This window comes from Stenotrophomonas sp. 220_Sma (assembly GCF_056487375.1).
Map to the genome: position 1 here is coordinate 410,388 of NZ_CM151348.1, position 22,808 is coordinate 433,195.

Genomic DNA, 22,808 nt, shown 5'->3' on the forward strand with positions numbered 1-22,808 from the left:
GCGACAGGCAAGCCCATCGCAATGAAGATGCGTCCGATCAGTACAGGCGCTGACGCTTGGTAACGTCGCGCGACGAGCGGCGCAGCTGACGCTTCACAGCAGCGGCGGCCTTGCGCTTGCGCTCCTGGGTCGGCTTTTCGTAGAACTCGCGCTTGCGGGTTTCGGCCAGCACACCGGCCTTTTCGCAAGTGCGCTTGAAGCGGCGAAGAGCAAACTCGAAGGGCTCGTTCTCGCGGACTTTGACGCTGGGCATGGAATCTCCGGGACACAGTAGAACCGGGTCACGCCCGGCGAGCCGCACATTATAGCGGCGAATAGACAAACTGCAAGCGGCCAACCCTGAATACGGGCCAGAGGTTCGAAAGCAGTGAGACCTGCACGTCCCCCGAGGGGGCGGCAGGGGCGTCATAATAGCAGGCATGCGAGTCCTTGGCATCGAATCTTCCTGTGATGAGACCGGCGTGGCGGTGTATGACACCGACCTGGCCGGCAGCGCGGCCCTGCGCGCCCATGCGGTCTACAGCCAGATCGCCCTGCACGCCGAATACGGTGGTGTGGTGCCCGAACTGGCCAGCCGCGACCACGTCCGCAAGCTGCTGCCGCTGGTGCGCCAGACCCTGGCCGACGCCGGCCTGGGTGTAGGTGATATCGACGGCGTGTCCTATACGGCCGGTCCCGGCCTGGTCGGCGCACTGCTGGTCGGCGCGGGCGTGGCGCGTTCGCTGGCCTGGGCGCTGGAGGTGCCGGCGGTGGGCGTACACCATATGGAAGGCCACCTGCTGGCCCCTGTTGATGGAAGACGACCCACCGGAAGCGCCGTTCGTGGCGCTGCTGGTGTCCGGTGGGCATACCCAGCTGGTGGCGGTGGACGCGATCGGCCAGTACCGCCTGCTGGGCGAGACCTTGGACGATGCGGCCGGCGAGGCCTTCGACAAGACCGCCAAGCTGATGGGCCTGCCGTACCCGGGCGGCCCGCAGCTGGCCAGGCTGGCCGAGCAGGGCACGCCGGGGGCCTACCGCTTCGCGCGGCCGATGACCGACCGCCCGGGGCTGGATTTCAGCTTCTCCGGCCTGAAGACCCAGGTTCTGATGGCCTGGCGCGACAGCGACCAGAGCGAGCAGACCCGCGCCGACATCGCCCGGGGCTTCGAAGACGCCGTGGTCGAGACCCTGTCGATCAAGTGCGAGCGCGCGCTGGAAGCGGCCGGGACCAATGTGATCGTGGTGGCCGGCGGTGTCGGTGCCAACAAGCGCCTGCGCGCCCGCCTGCAGCAGATGGCCGAGCGCCTCGGCGGACGGGCCTGTTTCCCGCGGCCGGCACTGTGCACCGACAACGGCGCGATGATCGCCTTCGCCGGCGCGCTGCGGCTGCAGGCCGGCCAGCACAGCCCGCCGAAGGTGGACGTCACCCCGCGCTGGGACATGGCGACCCTGCCGGCGGTGTGAGCCCCCGGCCGCGCGAACCGCTCGATCGGCGTTTGTAGAGTCGAGCTTGCTCGACTGGGCGCAATGACGAACACAGAGCAGTCGAGCAAGCTCGACTCTACAGGCAGGCCTCCGTAGCGCCGGGCCACGTCCGGCGAACGTATTACCGGCGCTCTGCCAACGGCGACGCCGCCAATACCGTCGTTGCCCGCTCATGGCGTTGCAACCAGCCCAGCGTATGCGGGCAGCGCGCATGGATCAGCCGCCCGATCGCAGCCAGGTCGGCACCGATGTCGCGTTCCAGGATGGGTTCGTGGTGGGCGATCCGATTGCGCAGGAGGCGGATGCGGTCGAGGTCGGCATGGATGGACCGACGCAGGACGGACAGCGGCACCGAGGGTGCGTGTGGCAGCGCCAGGCCCATGGTCCCGGCCCAGATCGAATGCTCGAACCGTCGAGCGAACAATTGCTGCCAGAAGCCGAATCGCAGTTTGGCGATGACCTCCGGTACATCCCGTGGAGCTCCGGCGCTGCCGCGGACATCGCATAGCGAGGCAAGGGCGCCTTCGGCAGGAAGGCTGCGCAGCAGCGCTGGATGCCAGGGCCAGCATCGACCATAGCGATGCACCAGCGCCGTAGCTGCTGCATTGCGGATCACGACTTCACAGATGTGCAACGGTGGCAGGAGAGCAGCACACATCTGCATGTTCCAGGCATAGAGCGTGGCTGGATCGGCTACGCAACGAGAAGCGATGCGCTCGTAGGTCGACCATCTCTGCCTGGATAGAGCTGCCTGCAGGATCCTGCTTTCCTTCATCAACTCACTCCCAGGGAACGTGGTTTCACCTTGACCCTGGGAACGATGCAGGAACATCAGAAAACGGCATCATGATCGTCAGTGTTCTTTCGTGGATCGGCTCGGTTTTTCACCCGGTCGTCTGCCGTGACGCATTTGCCAATTGACTGGTCAGGGGGGCACTCCTAACCTTGCGGCGTGTGCTCCGGGACTCGCGGCTGAATTCCAGCTTCCCCTGGGGACGTTGAGAGGTACCAAAGGGCCCCGCTAGCAGGGCCCTTTGTCTTTTCTGGAGCCGCGTTCCTGCCGGCCACCCACCGCCCGTTCCGGGCAGGCTCACCGCCGTGCCGTTACCATGGCCCCCTGTATTCGGGCTGGTAAGCGCAATGGACAAGGTTTTCATCGAGGGGCTGACGATCGACGCCCTGATCGGTATCTACGATTGGGAACGACGGATCCGCCAGGACCTGGTGTTCGACCTGGAAATGGGCTTTGACAACCGTCGTCCCGCGGCCTCCGACGACATCGCCCATACCCTGAACTACAAGGCGGTGAGCAAGCGCCTGGAGCAGTTCGTGCGCGAGTCGGAATTCGGCCTGGTGGAAACCCTGGCCGAGCGCTGCGCACAGATCGTGCTGGACGAATTCGACGTGAAGTGGCTGCGCCTGAAACTGAGCAAGCCGGGCGCGGTGCGCGGCGCGCGCGCGGTGGGCGTGATCATCGAGCGCTCGCGGGACTGATCCGGTAGTGCCGGCCGCTGGCCGGCACCCCCAACAACAACGACAACGCAAGGAGACAACTGATGGTGGACGCGGTGGTGGCGGTACAGTGGCTGGAAAAGCTGCAGAACACACTGGAACCCTATCCCGGCGCCTACCTGGCGTTGATGATCTCAGCCCTGCTGATCGCTGCGGGCTTGGCCAACTGGGTGACCAAACGCATCCTGGTGCGTGGCCTGCGGCGCCTGCTGCAGCGCCTGCCGGGTGCCGAGTCCGGGCGTGGCAGCCATTTGATGCGGGTCATCTCGCGCCTGTCCAACGTGGTGCCCAGCCAGGTGATCGCCTCGGGCATCACCCTCATTCCCGACCTGCCGCCCAGCCTGGTCAACGTCATCATCAAGCTGTGCATCGTGTGGGCCGTGCTGACGGTGTCGATGGCGTTCTCGCATGCGCTGGACGCGGCCAACAGCCTGTACGAGCGCAAGCCCGATGCGCGCAACAAGCCGATCAAGGGCTACCTGCAGGTGGTCAAGATCGTGGTGTTCGTGGCCGCTGGCCTGTCCATCGTCGCCACCCTGCTGGGGGTGAAGCTGGGGCCGCTGGTGACCGGCCTGGGCGCGGCCACGGCGGTGCTGATGCTGATCTTCCAGGACACCATCCTGTCGCTGGTGGCCAGCGTGCAGATCAGTGGCGATGGCCGCGTGCGCATCGGCGACTGGATCGAAATGCCCAGCCAGAACGCCGACGGTGACGTCATCGATATCGCGCTGCACACCGTCACCGTGCAGAACTTCGACAAGACCATCACCACCATCCCGACCAAGAAGCTGGTGACCGAGTCGTTCAAGAACTGGCGCGGCATGCAGGAGGCCGGTGGCCGCCGCATCAAGCGCGCGCTGTACCTGGACCAGCACAGCGTCGGTTTCCTGGACGAGGGTGATCTGGCCTTCCTCGGCGAATTCGCGCTGCTGCGCGACTACCTGCAGGCCAAGGAGCAGGAGCTGGGCCAGTGGAACGGGCGCCTGCGCGAGCAGGGCGTGGCCGAGGTCAACAGCCGCCGGGTGACCAACCTGGGCACCTTCCGTGCGTACGTGGAGCGCTATCTGCGCAGTCACCCGGGCATCCATACCGACATGACCCTGCTGGTGCGGCAGCTGCAGCCGACCACCGAGGGCCTGCCGCTGGAGCTGTACTGCTTCACCCGCAGCACCGCCTGGGGTGAATACGAGGCGGTGCAGTCGGACATCTTCGACCACCTGCTGGCGATCCTGCCGGCGTTCGGCCTGCGCGTGTTCCAGGCCTCCAGCGACGCCATGTTGATGGCCGGGCAGCGCCAGTTGGCCGGCTCGGAGTAAGCTGCGGTGCCCCCGGCGGGGCCATACGGACCCCGCTGGTGGCTGAAACTGAATGAAGAAACCTCTCGCCAAATCGCCCGGGATCGCTAGAATGCCGGGCTTGTAAACGTTTTCATCAAGGACTGCCGGTGGCCTCCGATCGCATCGAATCCCTCATTGCCCAGATGACCGTCGAGGAAAAGGTCGGCCAGCTGGGTGTCTTCGCGGACATGGTCCGCCCGTTCGCCCCGGACGTGAACCCGGAAGCCAACGTGCGCAATGCCGACCAGGTGCTGCAGCAGGTGCGCGAGGGCAAGGTCGGCTCGCTGTTCAATGGCGTGGGCGCCGAGCTGGGCCGCCGCATCCAGCAGGTCGCCACCGAAGAGAGCCGTCTGGGCATCCCGGTGATCCTGGCCGCCGACGTCATCCACGGCATGCGCACCGTGTTCCCGATCCCGCTGGGCGAGGCCGCCAGCTTCGAGCCGGAGCTGGCCGAGCGCACCGCACGCGCCACCGCCATCGAAGCCACCGCTGCTGGCCTGCACTGGACCTATGCTCCGGCCGTGGACATCGCCCGCGACCAGCGCTGGGGCCGTGGCGCCGAAGGTGCCGGTGAGGACGTGGTGCTGGGGTGTGCGTTCGCCGCCGCCCGCGTGCGCGGCTTCCAGGGCAGCGACCTGCGCGCTGCCGATTCGCTGCTGGCCACGCCGAAGCACTTCGCCGCCTACGGTGCGGTGATGGCCGGCATGGAATACAACATGGTGGACATCTCGCCGCAGACCCTGCGCGACGTGCACCTGCCGCCGTTCAAGGCCGCCTTCGATGCGGGCGCGATCACCGTGATGTCCTCGTTCAACGACATCAACGGCGTGCCGGCCAGCGCCAACGCCGAACTGCTGACCGACATCCTGCGCGGTGAGTGGAAGTTCCCGGGCGTGGTGATCTCCGATTACACCGCCGACATGGAACTGGTCGCGCACGGTTATGCCGCCGACGACCGCGATGCCACCGCCAAGGCGTTCACCGCCGGCCTCGACCTGAGCATGCAGAGCGGCTTCTACGCCGAGCACCTGCCGGGCCTGGTCGAGAGCGGCGAGGTGCCGATGGCGGTGCTGGATGAAGGCGTGCGCCGCATCCTGTGGCTGAAGGAAACCATCGGCCTGTTCGACGACCCGTACCGTTCGCTGGATCCGGCGCGCGAAGCCGACACCTCGCACATTGCCGCACATGACGCGCTGTCGCGCGATGCGGCGCGTCGCTCGATCGTGCTGCTGAACAACCGTGACAGCGTGCTGCCGCTGCAGAAGACCGGGCAGAAGATCGCGCTGATTGGCCCGTTCGTGCAGGACCGCGAGAACATTGAAGGCTGCTGGACGCTGTTCGGCGACAAGCAGCGCTACGTGGACCTGGAAACCGGCGTTCGCGCCGCCATCGGCGATGAATCGCTGCTGGAAATCGTGCCGGGCTGCGAACTGGAAGTGGCCATCCCCGGTGGCACCGAAGCGGCCGTGGCCGCTGCGCTGCGCGCCGACGTGGTGGTGCTGGCGCTGGGCGAGCCGCAGCGTTACAGCGGCGAAGCGCAGTCGCGCGTCGAGATCACCCTGCCGCCGGCACAGCAGGCGCTGGCCGAAGCCGTGGCGATGACCGGCAAGCCGCTGGTGGTGCTGCTGCGCAATGGTCGCGCGCTGGCCTTGCAGGGCGCCGTGCGTAATGCGCAGGCGGTGGCGGTGACCTGGTACCTGGGCACGCAGACCGGCCATGCCGTGGCCGATGTGCTGTTCGGCGACTACAGCCCGTCGGGCCGCCTGCCGGTCAGCTTCCCGCAGGTGTCCGGCCAACAGCCGTACTTCTACAACCACCCGCGTACCGGCCGCCCGGAACTGCCGACCATGTCGGAGTTCAAGGCCCGCTGGCGCGAGATTCCGAATGAACCGCTGTACCCGTTCGGGCATGGCATCGGCTACACCACCTTCGCCTACGGTGCGCCGCAGCTGAGTGCGGCGCAGCTTGGCTGGGACGACAGCCTGACCATCACCACCACGCTGACCAACAGCGGCGACGTGGCCGGCGAGGAAGTGGTGCAGCTGTACATCCACGACCGCGTGGCCAGCCGCGTACGTCCGGTGCGCGAACTGAAGGACTTCCGCAAGGTGGCGCTGCAGCCGGGCGAGTCGACCGAAGTGGTGTTCACCCTGACCCGCGAGCAGCTGGCGTTCACCGGCCGCGACGGCGTGCTGCGTGCCGAGCCGGGCCAGTTCGACCTGTGGGTCTGCGCCTCGTCGGCAGCAGGCGAAGCCGTGCAGTTCGAGCTGCTGAAGGCCTGATCGAGAAAAAGGGGACGGAGGGGATTAAGTCGTTAGTGGCACAAACGACTTAATCCCCTCCGTCCCCTTTTTTGTTGTCCTCACTGCGGCGGCGCTACCATCGGTGTTCTTGAACCGATGGATGCCCGCGCATGCGCACGATCGCTGTGTTGATTCCCGCCCTGTTGCTGGCGGCCTGTTCGCAGCCGGCACCGCCGGCCGAGCCTGCGGTGGACGCACCGCCGCCGATGGAGGCCAGTGCTGCGGCGACGCCTGCGGCTGAACCGGCGAAGGCTGCTGCCGAGCCGGCCGGCGCCGCACCGGCGGATGTGCCCGCGGAAGACGCGCGTGCGCGTATCGAGACCCTGCTCGGTGATGCCGCGCAGTACGAGAAGGTGTTCAACGCGTTCAAGACCGCGGTGGTCGGCGGTGATCGCGCTGCGGTGGTGGAGGAAGTGCGCTTCCCGCTGAATATCGCTAACGGAAGGAAGATCACCGGCCCCGGTGAGTTCCAGCGCAACTACGAGAAGATCATCACCCCGGCGGTGGTCAAGGCGGTGTCCGAACAGGACTTCGGCAAGGTCTTCGTCAATCAGCAGGGTGTGATGATCGGTGACGGGCAGGTGTGGTTGAACGGGCACTGCCTGGACCAGGCCTGCACGAAGACCGAGGTAAAGGTCATCACCATCCAATGAACGCAGACGGCCCCGCGTGCGGGGCCGTTGCGGGAAAACGTGCCGGCCAGCGGCCGGCACTACCATCCTGTCAGGTTTTCGGGGTGAGCTTCAGCAGGCGCGCCTTGTTGCCGTCTTCCAGCAGCCACAGTGCGCCATCCGGCCCCTGTTCCACTTCGCGGATGCGTTCGCCCATGTTGAAGCGTTCGGCTTCGCGCGCGCTGTCACCATCGAAGGCCACGCGCACCAGCGAGGTGGAGGACAGGCCACCGATGAAGCCGCTGCCCTTCCACTGCGGGAACAGGGTGCCGCTGTAGATCACGAAGCCGGCCGGCGAGATCACCGGCGTCCAGGTCACCTTCGGGGCGGCGAATTCCGGGCGGGTGCTGTGGTCGGGAATCGGGCGGCCGTCGTAATGGTCACCATTGGAGACGATCGGGTAGCCGTAGTTGGCGCCGCGCACGATCAGGTTCAGTTCGTCGCCGCCGGCTGGGCCCATCTCGTGCGCCCACAGCTTGCCGTTGGCGTCGAAGGCCATGCCGAGGATGTTGCGGTGGCCCAGCGACCACACCTGCGCAGCAACACCGCCCTGCGAGGCGAACGGGTTGTCGGCGGGCAGGCTGCCATCGTCGTTGAGGCGGATGATCTTGCCGAGGTTGCTGCCCATGTCCTGCGCCGGATCGAATTTCTGGCGCTCGCTGGAGCTGATCCACAGCTTGCCGTCCGGGCCGAAGACGAGGCGGTGGCCGTAGTGGCCCTCACCATTGACCTTGGGGCTCTGCCGCCAGATCACCTTCAGGCCCTTCAGCTCACCGCCACCGTTGGCGTCCAGCGCCAGCGTGGCCCGGGCCACGGCGGCACCGCGGGTGTCCAGCGTGCCTTCCTCGGCGTAGCTGACGTAAACGACATGATTCCGGGCGAAGTTCGGGTGCAGGATGATGTCGCCGAAACCACCCTGGCCACCGTAGGCGACCTTCGGAACGCCGGTGATCTCGTGTTTCTGGCCGCCGGCCAGGTCCAGATGCTGCAGCTTGCCGCGCTTTTCGGTGACCAGCAGGCTGCCATCGGGCAGGAAGGTCATTGCCCACGGCTGGTCGAAACGACTGATTTCGGATGCGGTGAACGGTCGCTGGTCGGCAGCGTCTGTGCTGGCAGCGGCAGCTTTCTGCCCACTGGCATCGGGGCCGGCGGCACTGCAGGCCGTGGTGGCGAGGATCGGCAACAGGCCGAGGGCGAGCAGCAGGGGCGTGCGGGTCATGGGTATCTCCAGCGGAAGGGGATGCGGATGGCCAGGCTCTCCCTTGTATACCACCGGGGCGGTGACGGTCTTGGCCCGAAGGTCCTGTTTCCCCCTGTGCGGCGGCGGCGGGATCGTCTAGGGTGGGTTCGCCCGGGCAAAGCATGCCCGCCTGACTGCAAGGAACCGCAATGAACGCACCGATCATCCATCGACCCTCGCCGGCCTTCATTGCCGCCTCCTGGGTGGCCCTGCTGCTCGGCGCGGTGGCCTACCTGATAGGCCTGTTCAATGCCGAGATGCCGCTGAACGAGAAGGGCTACTACCTCACCCTGCTCCTGTTTGGCCTGTTCGCAGCGGTGTCGCTGCAGAAGAGCGTGCGCGACCGTGTCGAGGGCATTCCGGTCAGTGGCCTGTACTACGCGCTGTGCTGGTTTGCATTGCTGTCGGCGCTGCTGCTGCTTCTGGTTGGCCTGTGGAACGCCACCCTGGTGCTGAGCGAGAAGGGCTTCTACGGCATGGCCTTCGCGCTGTCGCTGTTCGGTGCGGTGGCGGTGCAGAAGAACACCCGCGACCTGATCGCCGCCGGTGGCGGCGAGAGCAAGCGCAGCACGATCGTGCCGCCGCTGCCGGAACAGGAATGATGCAGCAACGGTAGCGCCGGGCCATGCCCGGCGTTGCCGCATATCGGGTTCGTCAGGGGCCGCGTGCCAGGCGCGGTTCCACCTGCTGCGCTTCCTCCCAGCCACGGCGCACGGCACTGCGTGCCTGCGCCCAGTCCAGGCGGCTGCGGCCTCGTTCACTGGCCCAGCGTGATTCCAGCTCGCGTTCCACTTCCTCGTAGGCGCGGATCATGTCCTGCGCACGTGCGGCGTGGCCGATGCGGTAGGCCGGCTCGTAGTCCTCGAAGAACAGCTGGTCGTCGTAGTACGGCTCGGCCGTGTAGCGTTCGCGCCAGTAGTTACTGACCGCATCGCGCGGTGTGCTGTCGTCCGGTACGCGGCCGGGGATCTGGTACTCGGTCATGGAAGGGCTCCGTTGTGGACGAAACCTGATCGTGCCTGCGAGGCGGTTAACGGCCGGGGCCGGCAGCGTGAAGGGCGAGTCTGTAGAGTCGAACCATGCTCGACTCATGCACCCCAAATCCCAGTCGAGCATGGCTCGACTCTACAGTTCGGGCTTTCGCGGCAGCTTGTAGATCACCGCGCCGATGGCGAACGCGACCAGCGCGGCGGCAATGTTCTGCCAGCTCGCACTGGCGAACAGGGCAACACATAGCAGCAGCGCCAATACCGGAATCAGTGGGCCGCCCGGCAGCTTCAACGCACCAGGGCGATCGGCATAGCGCTTGGCCAGCACCAGTACTGCAGCGGCAGTACCGATGTAGGCGAACAGGCGCGTGGTCATCGACAGCAGCGCCAGCTGAACGAACGAACCGGACAGCGCCAGGCCGAGTGCGATCAGGCCCTGGCACAGGATCGATGCGGCCGGCGTATGGAAGCGCGGATGCACCTGCGCCAGGATCTTCGGCCCGTAGCCATCGCGCGCCAGCGCGAACAGGAAGCGCGGGCCCATCATCATCGTGTTGCTGTTGGTGCCGAGGATGGAAATGGTCGCGCCCACGGTCAGGATCAGCGCGAGTGCCTCACCACCGAAGCCTGCGGCGGCGTCGGCCAGCGGCGTGGCCGAACTGGACAGCCCGGCCAGCGTGCCCTGCGCCACCACCTGCACCGCTCCATAGATGACGGTGACGGTGATGATCATGGTGATCAGCGCGAACGGAATATCGCGGCGCGGATTGCGGTACTCGCCCGCAGCTGCCGGGATGTTCTCGAAGCCGGCGTAGGCGTACAGCAGCAGCAAGGCGGCTTCGCCCATGCGCTGCAGGTCATGCGGGTCAGGGCGCTGGCCGGAGAAGGCCAGCTGCGGATCGATGTAGAACGCACCGATGGCCACGAACAGCAGCAGCGGCAGCATCTTGCCGATCACCAGCACCACGCCGGTACGCGCAGCCGAGCGCACGCCGATGATGTTGACGCCGGTGAGGAAGCCCAGCGACACCACGATCACTGCGATGCGGCCCATGCCGGCGCCGGCCCACGGCCAGAAGCGCGCGACCGCATCGGCCAGTGCATTGCTCAATGCGGCCGCCGAGCTGATGCGGGTCAACCAGATCATCCAGCCGATCTCGAACCCGGCGAATCGCCCGAACGCCTCACGGGCATACAGGTAGCTGCCACCGGGTTCATCGAAGTAGCTGGCGGCCTGCGCGTAGCACAGCACCAGCAGGGCAACGACGATGCCGGCGGCGACCACGCCCCACAGGCTGAAGGGGCCGAGCAGGGCGACGGTGGCGGCCGGCAGCAGGTAGATGCCGCTGCCGATCACATCGTTGATCGACAGGCCGACGATCTGCCAGCGGCTGACCGCGCGCTGCAGCTGCGGTTCGTCCTGCGCGCTCAACGGGCGTCTCCGCTCAGTGCGGGGAGCTGCCACTGGGCCTGCAGGCGCGTGTACTCGGCGCGCGGCAGCAGCACGAAGCGCGGCGTATCCTGCGGGCGCAACCAGTCCAGCAGGGCCTGCATGCGCGCCTGCGGCATGGCGGTGCAGCCAGCCGTGGCCTCGCCGGGCTGGCGCCACAGGTGGGCGAAGATGCAGCTGCCCTTGCCGGGCTGGTTGTCCGGGTTGTGGGCGATGACGAAGCCTTCCCGGTAGCGCACGTCGCCCTTGTTGTGCAGGTCCAGCCGCATCGGCTCGGTGGAGCCCTTGACCGCTGCACTGCCGATCTTCTTTTCATCCACGATGCGGTTGTAGAACGGAGAGCCGGGCACATCCATGCAGTAGCTGCTCTCCAGCATCGGCTGGTAGGGCATGGCGGTGCCGGGGCGTGTAACGGCATAGCCGAACGCGCTGCCCAGCGCGAACACGCCGGCCGGGCTGCGGCCATCGCCTTCCTGTTTCTGCGGGCCGTCGGCCTGTACCGGATGCAGGCCCAGCCCCCAGGCGCTGCCGGTACTGCCGAGCGCCACCGGGAACGCCTGCCCATGCGCATGCCAGCCGTTGCCGTCGCGTACATAGGCCTGCAGCTGCCCCTGGGTGCTGTCCCAGTTGTCGCTGGTAACCACGATCAGCTGGCGTGCACCATCGAGCGGCGCGGCGTGGACGGACACCGCAGCGGCAAGCAGCAGCGCAGTGGTGGCGAGACGGGCCAGCGATTTCATCAACGTGCGCTCCGGTCAGGAATCCAGCAGGTGGTCGATCCGCTCCAGGTTCACCGCGAGCTGCTGCTGGCGGTCCGGATTGGCGTGGCAGAGCAGCACGATCAGGAAATCGAGCAGCGCGTGCATGGCGCTACGGTACAGCAGCTGCGCGACCTGCGGCGTGCGGTCGTGCGCACACACCACCAGTGTTGCATCAGCATGCGCGCGCAGCGGGTTGGCGGTGTGGCGGGTGATGGAAATCACCTTGCCACCCATGTCCTGGAACTGCCGCGACAACTGTGAAAGCTGCGGCAGGTTGCCGAATTCGGAGAACACCAGCAGCGCATCGCCGGGACGTGCGGCCGACAGGTTGGCCAGCATCAGGATCGGGTCGGTATGCGGCACCACCAGCAGGCCGAGCAGCGACAATCGCATGGCGAACTCACGCGCGTACAGGCCGTCATCACCCAGGCCGTACACGAACAGCTTCGGCGCGCCGTCGATCAGCTGCACGATGCGCTCGATTTCCTCGCGTGGATTGGCCTGGCGGGTTTCCTCTTCGGCTTGTGCCTTGCTGCGACGCAGGGCCTCGCCCAGGCGCAGGTAGTCATCGCCGCTGTCGGGTTCGCTGGGCGCCTGCTGCGGGTCGGCACCGGCGCGAGCCACATCCTGGCCGATCGAGTACTTCAGGTCCGGGTAGCCCTTGAAGCCGAGCTTCTGGCTGAACTTCACCACGCTGGACTGGCTGATGCCCAGCGCGCTGGCCAGCTGCTGGGACGAGTAGTCGCGCAGCAGGTGAGCGTTGTCGAGGATGAAGTCGGCGATACGGCGTTCAATGGCCGACATCTGCCCGCGCTCGGAACGGATCTTCAGCAGGGGCGGCATGCGGGGAGTCCGGGCATGTGTAGGCGCATTGCGGTTGGTCGCGTAGAGCGTGTCATGGAGTGGGTCGGGCGGGTGGGGTTTGCAGGGGACGCCGTGATTCCGTCCATGGAGGCTTGGCCGCGCTTGCTCGTTTGCGCTGTCCTGCGCAAACGGCAAGACCGGGGTTGGGCGTCCTGCCCAACCCGCCCGAGGCATGCCTCGGGCCCATGGCGCGGACACCCCTGCAAGCCCCACCCGCCCGACCCCGGACACATCGCGCGCGTGCCAGCCGCGAAGGGGTTACGGGGTAGGGCAGAAGCAAGAGAAGGTGCATCCACGCGTGGCATGGATTTACTGGGTGCAGCTGTTGCTTTGGACGTTGAGTCCGCCTTGTAGCGAGCCGAGCACCGCAGGTCCGGCGAGGGCGAACAGGCGCGGGTGTCTGAGCGCAGCGAGTTCCGCGCCGTCCCTCGGCGGGCCGAGGAGCGCAGGGCACCGACGTGCGCAGCACGTCGGCTCGCGGCCGGCGGAGCGTTTCTTTTGGTTACTTTTCTTTCCGCAGAAAGAAAAGTAACGCCCGACCAAGCATCAGATACGCACGGCCCTTGTAGAGTCGAGCCATGCTCGACTGCGCGGTTCAACCCAGCATCTCCAGCCCACGCACTTCGGTAATGCCCAGCCCCGGTACGTCGCTGATGCTGATCTCCGATTCGTTGAAGTGCACGCCGCCACTGACCGGGTCGAACTGGCCCAGCGAGGGGCCGTCGAGGTCGACCTTGGTGATCACATCGCTCTTGGCCACCGCCAGGTGCACGGCCGCGGCCACGCTGATGCTCGATTCGATCATGCAGCCGATCATGCAGGGCACGCCGTAGATACCGGCGATGTCGGCGATGCGGATCGCGTTGGACAGGCCGCCGGTCTTCATCAGCTTGATGTTGATGATGTCGGCCGCGCGCTGCTGGATCAGGTCCATCACCTGGCTCGGGCTGAACACGCTTTCGTCGGCCATCACCGGCGTGTTGACGCGGTCGGTCACGTACTTCAGGCCACTGATGTCGGCCGCCTTTACCGGCTGCTCCAGCAGTTCCAGCACCACACCGGCCTCTTCCAGCGTGCGCATCGCATGCACCGCCTGCTTGGCAGTCCAGCCTTGGTTGGCATCCAGCCGCAGCAGTGCGCGGCCTTCCACAGCGGCGTGGATCGCCTTGACCCGTTCGATGTCCAGGCCGATGTCCTTGCCGACCTTGATCTTCAGCGACTCGAAGCCGCGCTCGATCGCCGACAGCGAATCGGCCACCATCTTGTCGATGTAGTCCACGCTGATGGTGATGTCGGTGGTGATCACCGGGTCGCCGCCGCCCAGCATCTGGTACAGCGGCGCGCCATGCAGCTGTGCCCACAAGTCGTACAGCGCGATCTCCACCGCCGCCTTGGCGCTGGTGTTGCGCTCCATCGCGGTCTGCACCAGACCGCACAGGCGATTGAGGTTGGCCACGTCCTGGCCGATCAGGCGCGGCGCGATGAAGTGACGGATCGCTTCGATGATCGAGCCGTGGGTATCACCGGTGATCACCGCGGTGGCCGGCGCTTCGCCGTAGCCGGTGTGGCCGGTGTCGGTGCGGATCAGCACCACTACGTCTTCCACGGTTTCCACCGTGCGCAGGGCGGTCTTGAACGGTGTTTTCAGCGGCACGCGCAGCATGCCCAGTTCGATGGCAGTGATCTTCATTCAGGGGGTCTTGGCACGCAGGCGTTGGATGTTGGTGATGCGGTCGATGTAGCGGACGTTGTCGCTGGCCATCATCGGCTCCAGCGGGGTGACCGAAACACCATTGAGATGGGCCTGCACACGCTTGCCGTCAGCACCGAACCAGCTGCCGCCCGCCGTATCGTGGATCACCCAGGTGCGGCCGTCGACGTGGCCGATGGCCATCATCACGTGGCCGGGGATGTAGACCAGATCGCCCACCTGCAGATCGGTGACGGCGCGGTCGCGCACGGCCTTGCCGTCCTTGCCGGTGAATGGCACGCGGTCCAGCGCCGGGCTGACCGCCTGCGCGCTGGTATTGCGCGGTAGGAGCACGCCGAAGCTGCGGTAGATCTCGGAAACGAAACCGCTGCAGTCGCGGGTGTCGTAGTCGTGGCCCCAACCGTAGCGCTCGCCGAGGAACTTGAAGGCCTGCTGCAGCAGCAGGCGTGGGGTCAGCGGCAGGTAGTCAGGGGCGGTGTCCTGCGAGCGCGGCAGCAGCGCCGGCACCAGCTTCAACCGGCCATCGGCTTCGCGTACCGGCAACTGCACCACCCACGCGGCGTGCGCCTGCTGGCCGTTCACCGGCTCTGACGCCGGCCAGTCGGCCAGCACCGGCAGGCGCACGCCCATGTCCAGCTGCAGGCGCGAGACGCGCGGTTCTTCCGGGGTGTAGGCGGTCTGTGCGGTGGCGCCGGTGACGATCCGGTACGGTCCCTTCGCGCCGTAGCCGAGCACGGTGGCTTTGTCGCCGCTGGCGATGGCATCGGCCTCGATCCATGCGACGTAGCGCTCGCTGTGCACGAACAGCCAGCGGCCGTCGGCGCTGCGATGGACCACGGCGACCTTGTCACCGGGGAACAGTGCCGATTCCTGGAAGCGGTCGATGTCGGTGTCGCCGACGGTGCTGAAGACGCGCTCGCGGGTGGGGAAAGTACGCAATGCAGCGCGCTTCACCACCAGCCCGTATTGCGGTGTCGCCTGCGCGGGAATGGACTGCAGGCCCAGATTGGCTTCGGTCGCGCTGCGCAGTGCCGGCGCAACGGCCTGGCCCTTGTCGTTGTACAGAGTGCGGGTGGGCCAGCTCGACAGCGAGGTGATGCTGGCGCGCACCGCCGCCGCATCAAGCTGCTCGGGCAGTGCGGCGATGTCCTGGATGTGGCTGTCCTGTGACCGCATCCGTGCGTTCTGTGCCTCGATCTGGCTGCGGTCCAGGATCGGCACGTCTGCGTTGTCCAGGCGCGCGGTCCAGTACTGCGGGGTGAGGTAGGCCTCGTGCAGGCCGATCACATAGGGCAGCGGCGCGCCCGGGTCGGGCGGCGGGGCCGCCTGTGCAAAGGCCGGTGCGGCCAGCAGGCACAGGGCCAGGGTCAAGCGGCGTGGCCAATGCCGATGCCGTTCGCGGGAAGCCAGGATCATGCGCTGCACACCCTCCTCGAATGCCTGTTGGAATATTTATTCCTTTTGGCATCGAAAGCAAGAATAAATTATTGACCAGCATCCCGGCCCGTGTTACACAGCCGTTACCACCCGCGCTGGGGAAGTGTCGCTGTGGATCCTGCCGTTCGCAAACCACGTCTGCCTGCCACTGCCGGCCTGTGTGCCGCGCTGCTGCTGTGGGCGTGGTCGGCGGGAGCGGAGCCGCCACCCTCGGCCATCCAGTTTGCGCGGGTCGTGCAGATGATCGACGCGGGACGGTTCTCCGAAGCCGGCAGCGAACTGAACACCTGGTCGGCTGCGGACGCGGCGGAGCCTGGCGTCAGTTTCGACGACATCGCGTTCCAGGAAGAGCGCATGCGCCGCATCCGCCTGGATTTTTCCCTCGACGAAGCCGCCGCCAAGTCTGCCGTGCGCCGCTGGATTCCCGACCTGACCGACGAGGAATTCGCACGCTGGGACCAGCTTGGCCTGATTGAGCATCTCGACATCGATGGCACGCGTTGGTATTTCAAGCGCGCACCGTCGAACCTGTTCCTGCTCAGCGATGAGGCTCGCGCACGCCGCCGCGCGGATGCACCGATGTCACCGCCGGGACCGAACGAGGTACTCAACGCGCACCACGCACGCGTGCTTGCCGCAGCGGAACAAAGTGGCCAGGCGTCGGTACTGCCGCAGCGCATTGAATTCACCCAGTCGCTCACGGTGAAAGCCGATGCGGTGCCGGCCGGCGAGACCGTACGCGCCTGGATTCCGTACCCGCGCGAGATACCCGGCCAGCAGGAGCAGGTGCAGTGGCTGGGCAGCACCCCGGGCAAGGCGCGCGTGGCACCAGCCAGCACCCTGCAGCGTACCGCCTATCTGGAAGCCAAAGCGGTGGCCGGGCAGCCGACCCGCTTCGAGGTCCGCTATGCGGTCACGATCCTGGCCCGGCATACCGCGATCGATCCGGCCAAGGTGCAGCCGACACCGGCCGATCCGGCACTGAAACCCTACCTGGCCGAGCAGCTGCCGCACGTGCGCTTCACGCCGGCGCTGAAGCTGTTCTCCGACCAGGTGCTGCAGGGGGAAACCCGCCCGTATGAAGTGGTGCGCAAGCTGTTTGCTGCCGTGGATCGCATTCCATGGGCCGGTGCGCGCGAATACTCCACGATCAGCAACATCAGCGATTACGCGCTGCATGCCGGGCATGCCGACTGTGGGCAGCAGACCCTGCTGTTGATCGCGCTGCTGCGCCTGAACGGCATTCCCGCACGCTGGCAGTCGGGCATGGTGTTCTCCGGCGATGGCAGTGGTTACAACAACCTGCATGACTGGGGGCAGGTCTACCTGGCGCCGTATGGATGGCTGCCGATGGACGTGACCACCGGCGCACTGGCCAGCGACGTGCCGGCCCTGCGCGATTTCTACCTGGGTGGCCTCGACGGCTACCGCATCGCCTTCAACGACGATTTCGGCCAGGCCCTGGTGCCGGCCAAGCAGCACTTCCGCTCGGAAACGGTCGACTCGCAGCGCGGCGAGGCCGAGTGGGCTGGCGGCAACCTGTACTTCGACCAATGGAACTACGACTTCCAGTGGCGGGTACTGCCAGCCAGGCAACGCTAGCGCGACACATCGCACTCCACACCATTCAATTCTTGCAGGAGAGAGCAGGGGATGAAGGCTTACAGCATCAAGCGGGCGGCGTTGTGCGTCGCCCTTGGGGCGTGTCTGGGCATGATCGCGCCCAGCGCATTCGCACAGGATGGTTCGGTGGTTGGCCGGCTGGTGAGCGATGCAGGCCAAGTACCGGCCGGTGCCACGGTCTCCGTACGCAACCCCGCCACGGGGTTTGTCCGATCGGTGCAGGCCGACGCCAATGGCAGCTACCGCATCCCGTTGCTGCCGGTCGGTACCTACGAGATGGACGTAAGCCTGCCGGGCGGAGCGGCCAGCCGTGTTGGTCAGGTCACCGTCAGCCTTGGCAGTGCGACCACGGTGAATGTGCCGCTGGGTGTGGTCAGCACGCTGGGAACGGTCGAGGTACGTGCACCGCAGGTGGTGTCGATGGTGGATGTCAAGTCCACCGAATCGGCCACGAACATCACCCGCGAAGAGCTTTCGCGCCTGCCGGTGGACCGTGACATCACCGCCGTGGCACTGCTCGCGCCCGGCGCGGTGAAGGGCAAGGGCTCGTTGGGCGGCCAGGGCATTTCCTTCGGTGGTTCGTCCGTGGCCGAGAACACCGTCTACATCAACGGCCTGAACGTTACCGACTTCTACAACCGGGTCGGCTTCTCGTCGGTACCGTTCTCGTTCTACCAGGAATTCCAGGTCAAGACAGGCGGTTACTCGGTGGAGTTCGGGCGCAGCACCGGCGGTGTCATCAACGCAGTCACCCGCTCGGGCAGCAACGAGTTCAAGGCGGGCGCCGAGCTGGTGTTCGAACCGCGCGCGTGGCAATCGCAGGCACGCGACCGCTACGACGGCAGCGGCAGCCGCTACATCACCGCGAGCCGCGACGACTACAGTCGCAGTGCGCTGAACGTATTCGCGTCCGGTGCGTTGGTGCAGGACCGCTTGTTCTTCTTCGGCATGTACGAAGCTCGCGACTACCGGCCGACATCGACCAACGACGCTGGCACCCGCCTGAGCCAGGGCAAGGCCGATGATCCGTTCTGGGGCGGAAAGATCGACTGGCAGATCACCGACAACCAGATGTTGTCGCTGTTCGGCTTCTCGGACAAGAGCAAGACGCTCACCGATGTCTACGATTACGACTACGCTACGGGACAGGCTGCAGGTGAGCGCAGCAACCAGATCTACAACACGGTGGGCGGCAAGAACTGGTCCGGTACCTATAGCTGGCAGGTCAACAACGACCTGACCATGAAGCTGATGTATGGCGAGAACAAGCGCAACCGCATGCAGAGCTCGTTGATGGACGAGAACTGCAACCGTGTGTTCGACAACCGAACGGCCAGCCAAGGCGTGCCACCATTGCTGCAGGGTGACCGCAGCTGCACCAGCAGCTCGCAGCTGGAATCAGCATTGGACACCCGCAAGGCCGCCCGCGCCGATTTCGAATGGACACTGGGCAATCACCTGCTGCGCTTCGGCATGGACCGCGAGGAAAACACCTCCGACTACAGCCGTGCCTACCCCGGCCCGGGTGGCCTGCGCTACGACGTCTATGCGCGTACACCGGGAAGCTCACTCAACGGTGGCGTGGTGCCGGCCAGCGGCCTGGTGGCGCGTACGCGCCGCTATGAGGTGGAGGGCGCGTTTGAAACCATCAACTCGGCCTACTACCTGGAAGACAACTGGCAGGTGACGCCGAATCTGCTGCTGAACATGGGCGTGCGCCTGGAAGCCTTCGACAACAAGGCCGGCGATGGCAGCAGCTACATCAAGATCGATGACATGGTGGCGCCACGTCTCGGCTTCTCGTGGGACGTGCGCGGCGATGGCACCACCAAGGTGTTCGGCAACCTGGGGCGCTACTTCCTGCCAGTGGCGAACGTCATCAACATCAAGCAGGCCGGTGGCTTCCTCGACGAACGCACCTGGTATGAGTTCCTGGGCTACAGCGGCGCGGCCAACAATGTCCCCGTGCTGGGCGCGCAGATCGGGCCGGTGGACAACTCGCAGGGCGATGGCAGCGTGCCGGACCTGCGTGCCGAAGTGAACCGGGATATGGATCCGGTCTACCAGGATGAAGCGATCCTGGGCTTCCAGCAGATGATCAACGAGGCTTGGTCGGTTGGCGCCAGCGTCACTTACCGCCGCCTGCACAATGCCATCGATGACATGAACATCACCGCCACCGGCCAATGCGGTGCCATCGACGGGGTGTGGATCATGGGCAACCCGGGCCGCACCAACACTGTATGGGGTGACACCAACTGTGATGGCACCAATGATGGCTGGATCAGCATCGACACATCCAAGGAAGGCTGGGCGCTGTACGACGATGATGGCAACTACGTGGGGCAACGCGGCTGGGTGAAGCCCAAGCGCGACTACAAGGCGCTGGAACTGCAGGTCGACCGGGCCTGGGACGGCAAGTGGGGCTTCAATGCGTCGTACACCCTGGCCTATGGCCGCGGCAACGCCGAAGGCCCGGTGAATTCCGATACCGACTTCGCCGATGCCGGCCGCACCGAGAACTTCGACAACCCGTGGGTCAACTACCGGGGATATGGTTACCTCGCCAACGACCGCCGCCACCAGCTCAAGTTCCGTGGCAGCTACGCGTTGACCGAGAACCTGAGCGTGGCCGCGACCCTGGGCGTGCAGTCGGGTAGCCCGATCACCCGCTTCGGCGCTGGCAACCCGTTCGACGACACCGACTTCCACAGCTACTACGTGTGCGTGTCCAACTGCCAGTCGACGGTGCCGTCCGAGCGCGTGTTCGTGCATTCGCCGCGCGGTGGCGACGGCCGCACGCCGTGGACCTACGACCTGGATGTGAGCCTGTCCTACAAGGTGCCGATTCCCACCGACCTGCGCCTGAAGTTGGCGGTGTACAACGTTCTGAACCAGCAGCGCGTGGTGACCGTGGACCAGGATTACGAGCCGCAGGACAGCATCGGCACGCCGAACCCGCTGTACCGCTACGGCACGGGCTTCCAGTCTCCGCGCTACGCGCAGCTGACCGTCACCTGGGCCTACTGAGGCCCGGTGCCGGGGGCGTGAGCATGCAAGGCCTCTGGATCCTGGCCGCACTGGCCGCCTCTTCGGCGTCGGCGACCGACACCGCCCCCCTCGATGCCAATGTCGCCGCCGTGGTTCAGCACGAGCACCTGCCCGGGCTGGCCATGGCGGTGATCGAGAATGGGCGCGTGGTCTATCGCCATGCCGAGGGCGCGCGTGGCGATGGCGGCCGCATCGACGAGGACACGCTGTTCAAGATCGCCTCCAACAGCAAGGCGATGACCGGCGCGTTGCTGGCGCGGCTGGTGCAGCAGGGCAAGCTGCGCTGGGATGATCCGGTGCGGCGGCACCTGCCCGGTTTCCGCATGCACGACGCATGGGTGGGCCAGCAGATGCAGGTGCGCGACCTGCTGATCCACAACAGCGGTCTCGGCCTGGGTGCCGGCGACCTGATGCTGTGGCCGGAACCGAACTCGTTCACCCGCGCCGACATCATTGCCGGACTGGCGCACTTGAAGCCGGTCAGCAGCTTCCGCAGCCACTACGCCTACGACAACCTGATGTACGTGGTGGCCGGCGAAGTGGCCGCTGCGGCCGGCGGCAAACCGTACGACCAGTTGATGCGCGAGCAGGTGTTTGAACCACTCGGCATGACGCGCTGCCAGGTGGGGGCCTGGTCGGTGAAGCGCGTAGGCAACGTCGCGCAGCCACATGCCTGGCGCCGTGATCGCAATGAGGTGGTGAACGCTGACGGTGCCATCAGCCCGGACCTGCCGTCCATGGCTGCCGGAGGCATCCGCTGTTCGCTGCGCGACATGACGCGCTGGATGCAGGTACTGCTTGATCCTGCCGTGGTGCCGGATTGGTTGGACAGTGAACATCGCCGCACGTTGTGGACATTACACATGCCGATGCCGCTGGGTGAGCGCCAGCGGCGCTGGGACAACGCGCATTTTTACGGCTACGGCTATGGCTGGCGCGTTTCTGACATGGATGGGCAGTGGAAGGTGGCACACACCGGCACGCTGTCAGGGATGTACTCGTCACTGGCGCTGCTGCCCGACCGCAAGGTGGGCGTGGTGATGCTGATCAACGGTGAAGGTGAGGATGCACGTACAGCGCTGATGCAGGCTGCGCTGAAGCGCTTCACCGCAGCGGACGATGCGCGGCCTGCGATGGAGTATCTGGCCGAATTGAAGGCAGACCAGGCAACGCGGGCGGCGACCGGCCATTCGCGGCCGTCCACCGTTGCGGCGCAGGAGACGAGCCGCACGGATCTGCCGCATTGGCAGGGCCGTTACCGCGATCCGTGGCTGGGCCCGGCCTCACTGTGCCCGGGCGCGGATGGCCTGCGCTTCAGCGTGGACAAGTCGCCCCGGCTGCAGGCCACGGTGCTGCAGTTGCAGGGGCGTTGGCTGCTGCGCTGGGATACGCTGGGCGAAGACGCACAGGCCTGGCTGCAGCCCGGTGACGGTGCGCCGCCCACACTGGACCTGCGTGCCATCGACCCGGACATCGACTTCAGCTATGACTTCCAGGACCTGCATTTCACTCGTACTGGCGACTGCCCTGGCAGCGAGCGCCAGCGCCGCTGAGCCGCCGCGTGTTTCGCCGGCCACCGATGCCGCCAGCGCCGGATTCGTGGAGATCCGCACGTTGTCGCCAGGCATCGAGATGGACATCCGCTACGCCGGCGCCAACAACTTCACCGGCGCGCGCGTGCCGGGTTACGAGGCGCCGTCCTGTTACCTGCTGGCGCCGGTGGCGAAGGCACTGGCACAGGTGGAACAGGACCTGCGCGCGGATGGCTTTGGCCTGCGCCTCTACGACTGCTACCGGCCGGTGCGTTCGGTGCAGGCCTTCATGGCCTGGGTGAACGATCCGCGCGAGCGCTCGCGCAAGGCTTTGCAGTACCCGGATCTGGACAAGCCACGGCTGCTGGCCGACGGCTACATCGCCGAGCGCTCCGGCCACAGTCGCGGTGCCACGGTGGATCTGGGGCTGCTGGATTGCGGCAGTGGTGCATGTAGGCCGATGGACATGGGTACCGACTTCGATTTCTTCGGGCCACGCGCGCATACGCAGACGAGCGGGCTGAGCGCTGCGCAGCAGGCGAACCGCAAGCAGCTGGTGCAGGCGATGGCACGCCGTGGTTTCGTCAACTATCCGCAGGAGTGGTGGCACTACACCCTGCAGCCCGAACCGGACCCGGGCACCGCATACGACGTCCCCGTGCGGTAGTGACATCGGCAGAGGGGCGCTGCTGTTGGTAGGTGTCGACCTTGGTCGACACGGTAGATCCATTCCATGCGTGGATGCTCTTCGTTCAATCATCGGAGTATTCGATTTCGATGGGGATTCATCCACGCATGGCGTGGATCTACCGTGGCCACCAGATCGGGTCCGGGGCAGATCCCTTACACTGGCCGCCATC

18 protein-coding genes and 1 pseudogene are annotated in these 22,808 nt (G+C 66.2%); 10 read left to right on the forward strand and 9 right to left on the reverse strand.

The annotated features are described in order from the left end of the window. Nucleotides 1–37: 37 nt before the first annotated feature. The gene (rpsU, locus tag ACZLIB_RS01965) at nt 38–253 is read right to left on the reverse strand and encodes a 30S ribosomal protein S21 (RefSeq protein WP_002808376.1); all 216 of its coding nucleotides are present in this window, start codon (nt 251–253) and stop codon (nt 38–40) included. Nucleotides 254–419: 166 nt separating this feature from the next. Here rpsU and tsaD point away from each other — a divergent pair. Beyond that, nucleotides 420–1,446, forward strand: a pseudogene (gene tsaD, locus ACZLIB_RS01970) (tRNA (adenosine(37)-N6)-threonylcarbamoyltransferase complex transferase subunit TsaD). Nucleotides 1,447–1,588: 142 nt separating this feature from the next. Here tsaD and ACZLIB_RS01975 read toward each other — a convergent pair. Then, complete coding sequence (locus ACZLIB_RS01975) at nt 1,589–2,299, reverse strand: hypothetical protein (protein WP_478469005.1); 711 nt, start codon at nt 2,297–2,299, stop codon at nt 1,589–1,591. Nucleotides 2,300–2,607: 308 nt separating this feature from the next. On the opposite strand from ACZLIB_RS01975, the gene folB reads away from it, so the two are divergent. The 4 genes from folB to ACZLIB_RS01995 all read left to right on the forward strand — a co-directional run bounded on the left by folB (nt 2,608) and on the right by ACZLIB_RS01995 (nt 7,272). Next, nucleotides 2,608–2,961: a dihydroneopterin aldolase gene (folB, locus tag ACZLIB_RS01980; protein ID WP_025878255.1), complete on the forward strand. Its 354-nt coding sequence runs from the start codon at nt 2,608–2,610 to the stop codon at nt 2,959–2,961. 62 nt (nt 2,962–3,023) lie between these two features. Next, nucleotides 3,024–4,295 (forward strand): mechanosensitive ion channel family protein, encoded by a 1,272-nt coding sequence (locus ACZLIB_RS01985; protein ID WP_149909062.1) that lies wholly within the window; start codon nt 3,024–3,026, stop codon nt 4,293–4,295. 128 nt (nt 4,296–4,423) lie between these two features. Then, complete coding sequence (locus ACZLIB_RS01990; RefSeq protein ID WP_478469006.1) at nt 4,424–6,598, forward strand: glycoside hydrolase family 3 N-terminal domain-containing protein; 2,175 nt, start codon at nt 4,424–4,426, stop codon at nt 6,596–6,598. A gap of 131 nt (nt 6,599–6,729) precedes the next feature. Beyond that, nucleotides 6,730–7,272: a hypothetical protein gene (locus ACZLIB_RS01995; RefSeq protein WP_049421185.1), complete on the forward strand. Its 543-nt coding sequence runs from the start codon at nt 6,730–6,732 to the stop codon at nt 7,270–7,272. A gap of 70 nt (nt 7,273–7,342) precedes the next feature. Here the strand turns inward: ACZLIB_RS01995 and ACZLIB_RS02000 are convergent, their stop codons facing one another. Continuing rightward, nucleotides 7,343–8,509, reverse strand: a complete 1,167-nt coding sequence (locus tag ACZLIB_RS02000; RefSeq protein WP_478469008.1) for a PQQ-dependent sugar dehydrogenase — start codon at nt 8,507–8,509, stop codon at nt 7,343–7,345. A 170-nt stretch (nt 8,510–8,679) separates the two neighbouring features. On the opposite strand from ACZLIB_RS02000, the gene yiaA reads away from it, so the two are divergent. Further along, entirely contained in the window at nt 8,680–9,132 is a 453-nt protein-coding gene (yiaA, locus tag ACZLIB_RS02005; protein WP_285302899.1) for an inner membrane protein YiaA, read from the forward strand. A gap of 52 nt (nt 9,133–9,184) precedes the next feature. Here yiaA and ACZLIB_RS02010 read toward each other — a convergent pair whose 3' ends face one another. The 6 genes from ACZLIB_RS02010 to ACZLIB_RS02035 form a co-directional block, all read right to left on the reverse strand. After that, nucleotides 9,185–9,514 (reverse strand): hypothetical protein, encoded by a 330-nt coding sequence (locus ACZLIB_RS02010; RefSeq protein WP_032130379.1) that lies wholly within the window; start codon nt 9,512–9,514, stop codon nt 9,185–9,187. A 141-nt stretch (nt 9,515–9,655) separates the two neighbouring features. Next, nucleotides 9,656–10,951: an APC family permease gene (locus tag ACZLIB_RS02015; protein WP_032130380.1), complete on the reverse strand. Its 1,296-nt coding sequence runs from the start codon at nt 10,949–10,951 to the stop codon at nt 9,656–9,658. Then, entirely contained in the window at nt 10,948–11,709 is a 762-nt protein-coding gene (locus ACZLIB_RS02020; RefSeq protein WP_478469010.1) for a L,D-transpeptidase family protein, read from the reverse strand. Before ACZLIB_RS02020 ends, ACZLIB_RS02015 begins: the two co-directional genes overlap by 4 nt. A 15-nt stretch (nt 11,710–11,724) precedes the next feature. Then, complete coding sequence (locus ACZLIB_RS02025) at nt 11,725–12,573, reverse strand: MurR/RpiR family transcriptional regulator (RefSeq protein ID WP_478469011.1); 849 nt, start codon at nt 12,571–12,573, stop codon at nt 11,725–11,727. Between the two features lie 616 nt (nt 12,574–13,189). Further along, nucleotides 13,190–14,284: a dipeptide epimerase gene (locus tag ACZLIB_RS02030; protein WP_032130035.1), complete on the reverse strand. Its 1,095-nt coding sequence runs from the start codon at nt 14,282–14,284 to the stop codon at nt 13,190–13,192. Then, nucleotides 14,285–15,721 carry an SH3 domain-containing protein gene (locus ACZLIB_RS02035; protein WP_478469013.1) on the reverse strand — a complete coding sequence of 479 codons (1,437 nt, stop codon included), beginning with the start codon at nt 15,719–15,721 and terminating at the stop codon, nt 14,285–14,287. It lies immediately after the preceding gene. 132 nt (nt 15,722–15,853) lie between these two features. Here ACZLIB_RS02035 and ACZLIB_RS02040 point away from each other — a divergent pair, with 132 nt between their 5' ends. From ACZLIB_RS02040 to ACZLIB_RS02055, 4 genes are read left to right on the forward strand one after another with little or no spacing between them, the layout of a single operon-like run. After that, nucleotides 15,854–17,344 carry a transglutaminase-like domain-containing protein gene (locus tag ACZLIB_RS02040; RefSeq protein ID WP_478469015.1) on the forward strand — a complete coding sequence of 497 codons (1,491 nt, stop codon included), beginning with the start codon at nt 15,854–15,856 and terminating at the stop codon, nt 17,342–17,344. Between the two features lie 51 nt (nt 17,345–17,395). After that, complete coding sequence (locus ACZLIB_RS02045; RefSeq protein ID WP_478469016.1) at nt 17,396–20,395, forward strand: TonB-dependent receptor; 3,000 nt, start codon at nt 17,396–17,398, stop codon at nt 20,393–20,395. Nucleotides 20,396–20,418: 23 nt separating this feature from the next. Next, complete coding sequence (locus ACZLIB_RS02050; RefSeq protein WP_478469900.1) at nt 20,419–21,969, forward strand: serine hydrolase domain-containing protein; 1,551 nt, start codon at nt 20,419–20,421, stop codon at nt 21,967–21,969. Further along, a complete protein-coding gene (locus tag ACZLIB_RS02055; protein ID WP_164079975.1) occupies nt 21,902–22,615 on the forward strand; it encodes a M15 family metallopeptidase in 714 nt (237 codons plus the stop codon). Before ACZLIB_RS02050 ends, ACZLIB_RS02055 begins: the two co-directional genes overlap by 68 nt. Nucleotides 22,616–22,808 lie beyond the last annotated feature (193 nt).

Excerpts from the sequence above, each read along its gene's own strand:
- ACZLIB_RS01985 (WP_149909062.1), top strand. The coding sequence starts at position 3,024 with ATGGTGGACGCGGTGGTGGCGGTACAGTGGCTGGAAAAGCTGCAGAAC.
- ACZLIB_RS01975 (WP_478469005.1), bottom strand. The coding sequence starts at position 2,299 with ATGTTCCTGCATCGTTCCCAGGGTCAAGGTGAAACCACGTTCCCTGGG.
- ACZLIB_RS02045 (WP_478469016.1), top strand. The coding sequence starts at position 17,396 with ATGAAGGCTTACAGCATCAAGCGGGCGGCGTTGTGCGTCGCCCTTGGG.
- ACZLIB_RS02010 (WP_032130379.1), bottom strand. The coding sequence starts at position 9,514 with ATGACCGAGTACCAGATCCCCGGCCGCGTACCGGACGACAGCACACCG.
- ACZLIB_RS02025 (WP_478469011.1), bottom strand. The coding sequence starts at position 12,573 with ATGCCGCCCCTGCTGAAGATCCGTTCCGAGCGCGGGCAGATGTCGGCC.
- ACZLIB_RS02035 (WP_478469013.1), bottom strand. The coding sequence starts at position 15,721 with ATGATCCTGGCTTCCCGCGAACGGCATCGGCATTGGCCACGCCGCTTG.
- folB (WP_025878255.1), top strand. The coding sequence starts at position 2,608 with ATGGACAAGGTTTTCATCGAGGGGCTGACGATCGACGCCCTGATCGGT.
- ACZLIB_RS02000 (WP_478469008.1), bottom strand. The coding sequence starts at position 8,509 with ATGACCCGCACGCCCCTGCTGCTCGCCCTCGGCCTGTTGCCGATCCTC.
- ACZLIB_RS02050 (WP_478469900.1), top strand. The coding sequence starts at position 20,419 with ATGCAAGGCCTCTGGATCCTGGCCGCACTGGCCGCCTCTTCGGCGTCG.
- yiaA (WP_285302899.1), top strand. The coding sequence starts at position 8,680 with ATGAACGCACCGATCATCCATCGACCCTCGCCGGCCTTCATTGCCGCC.
- ACZLIB_RS01995 (WP_049421185.1), top strand. The coding sequence starts at position 6,730 with ATGCGCACGATCGCTGTGTTGATTCCCGCCCTGTTGCTGGCGGCCTGT.
- ACZLIB_RS02020 (WP_478469010.1), bottom strand. The coding sequence starts at position 11,709 with ATGAAATCGCTGGCCCGTCTCGCCACCACTGCGCTGCTGCTTGCCGCT.
- rpsU (WP_002808376.1), bottom strand. The coding sequence starts at position 253 with ATGCCCAGCGTCAAAGTCCGCGAGAACGAGCCCTTCGAGTTTGCTCTT.
- ACZLIB_RS02030 (WP_032130035.1), bottom strand. The coding sequence starts at position 14,284 with ATGAAGATCACTGCCATCGAACTGGGCATGCTGCGCGTGCCGCTGAAA.
- ACZLIB_RS02055 (WP_164079975.1), top strand. The coding sequence starts at position 21,902 with ATGACTTCCAGGACCTGCATTTCACTCGTACTGGCGACTGCCCTGGCA.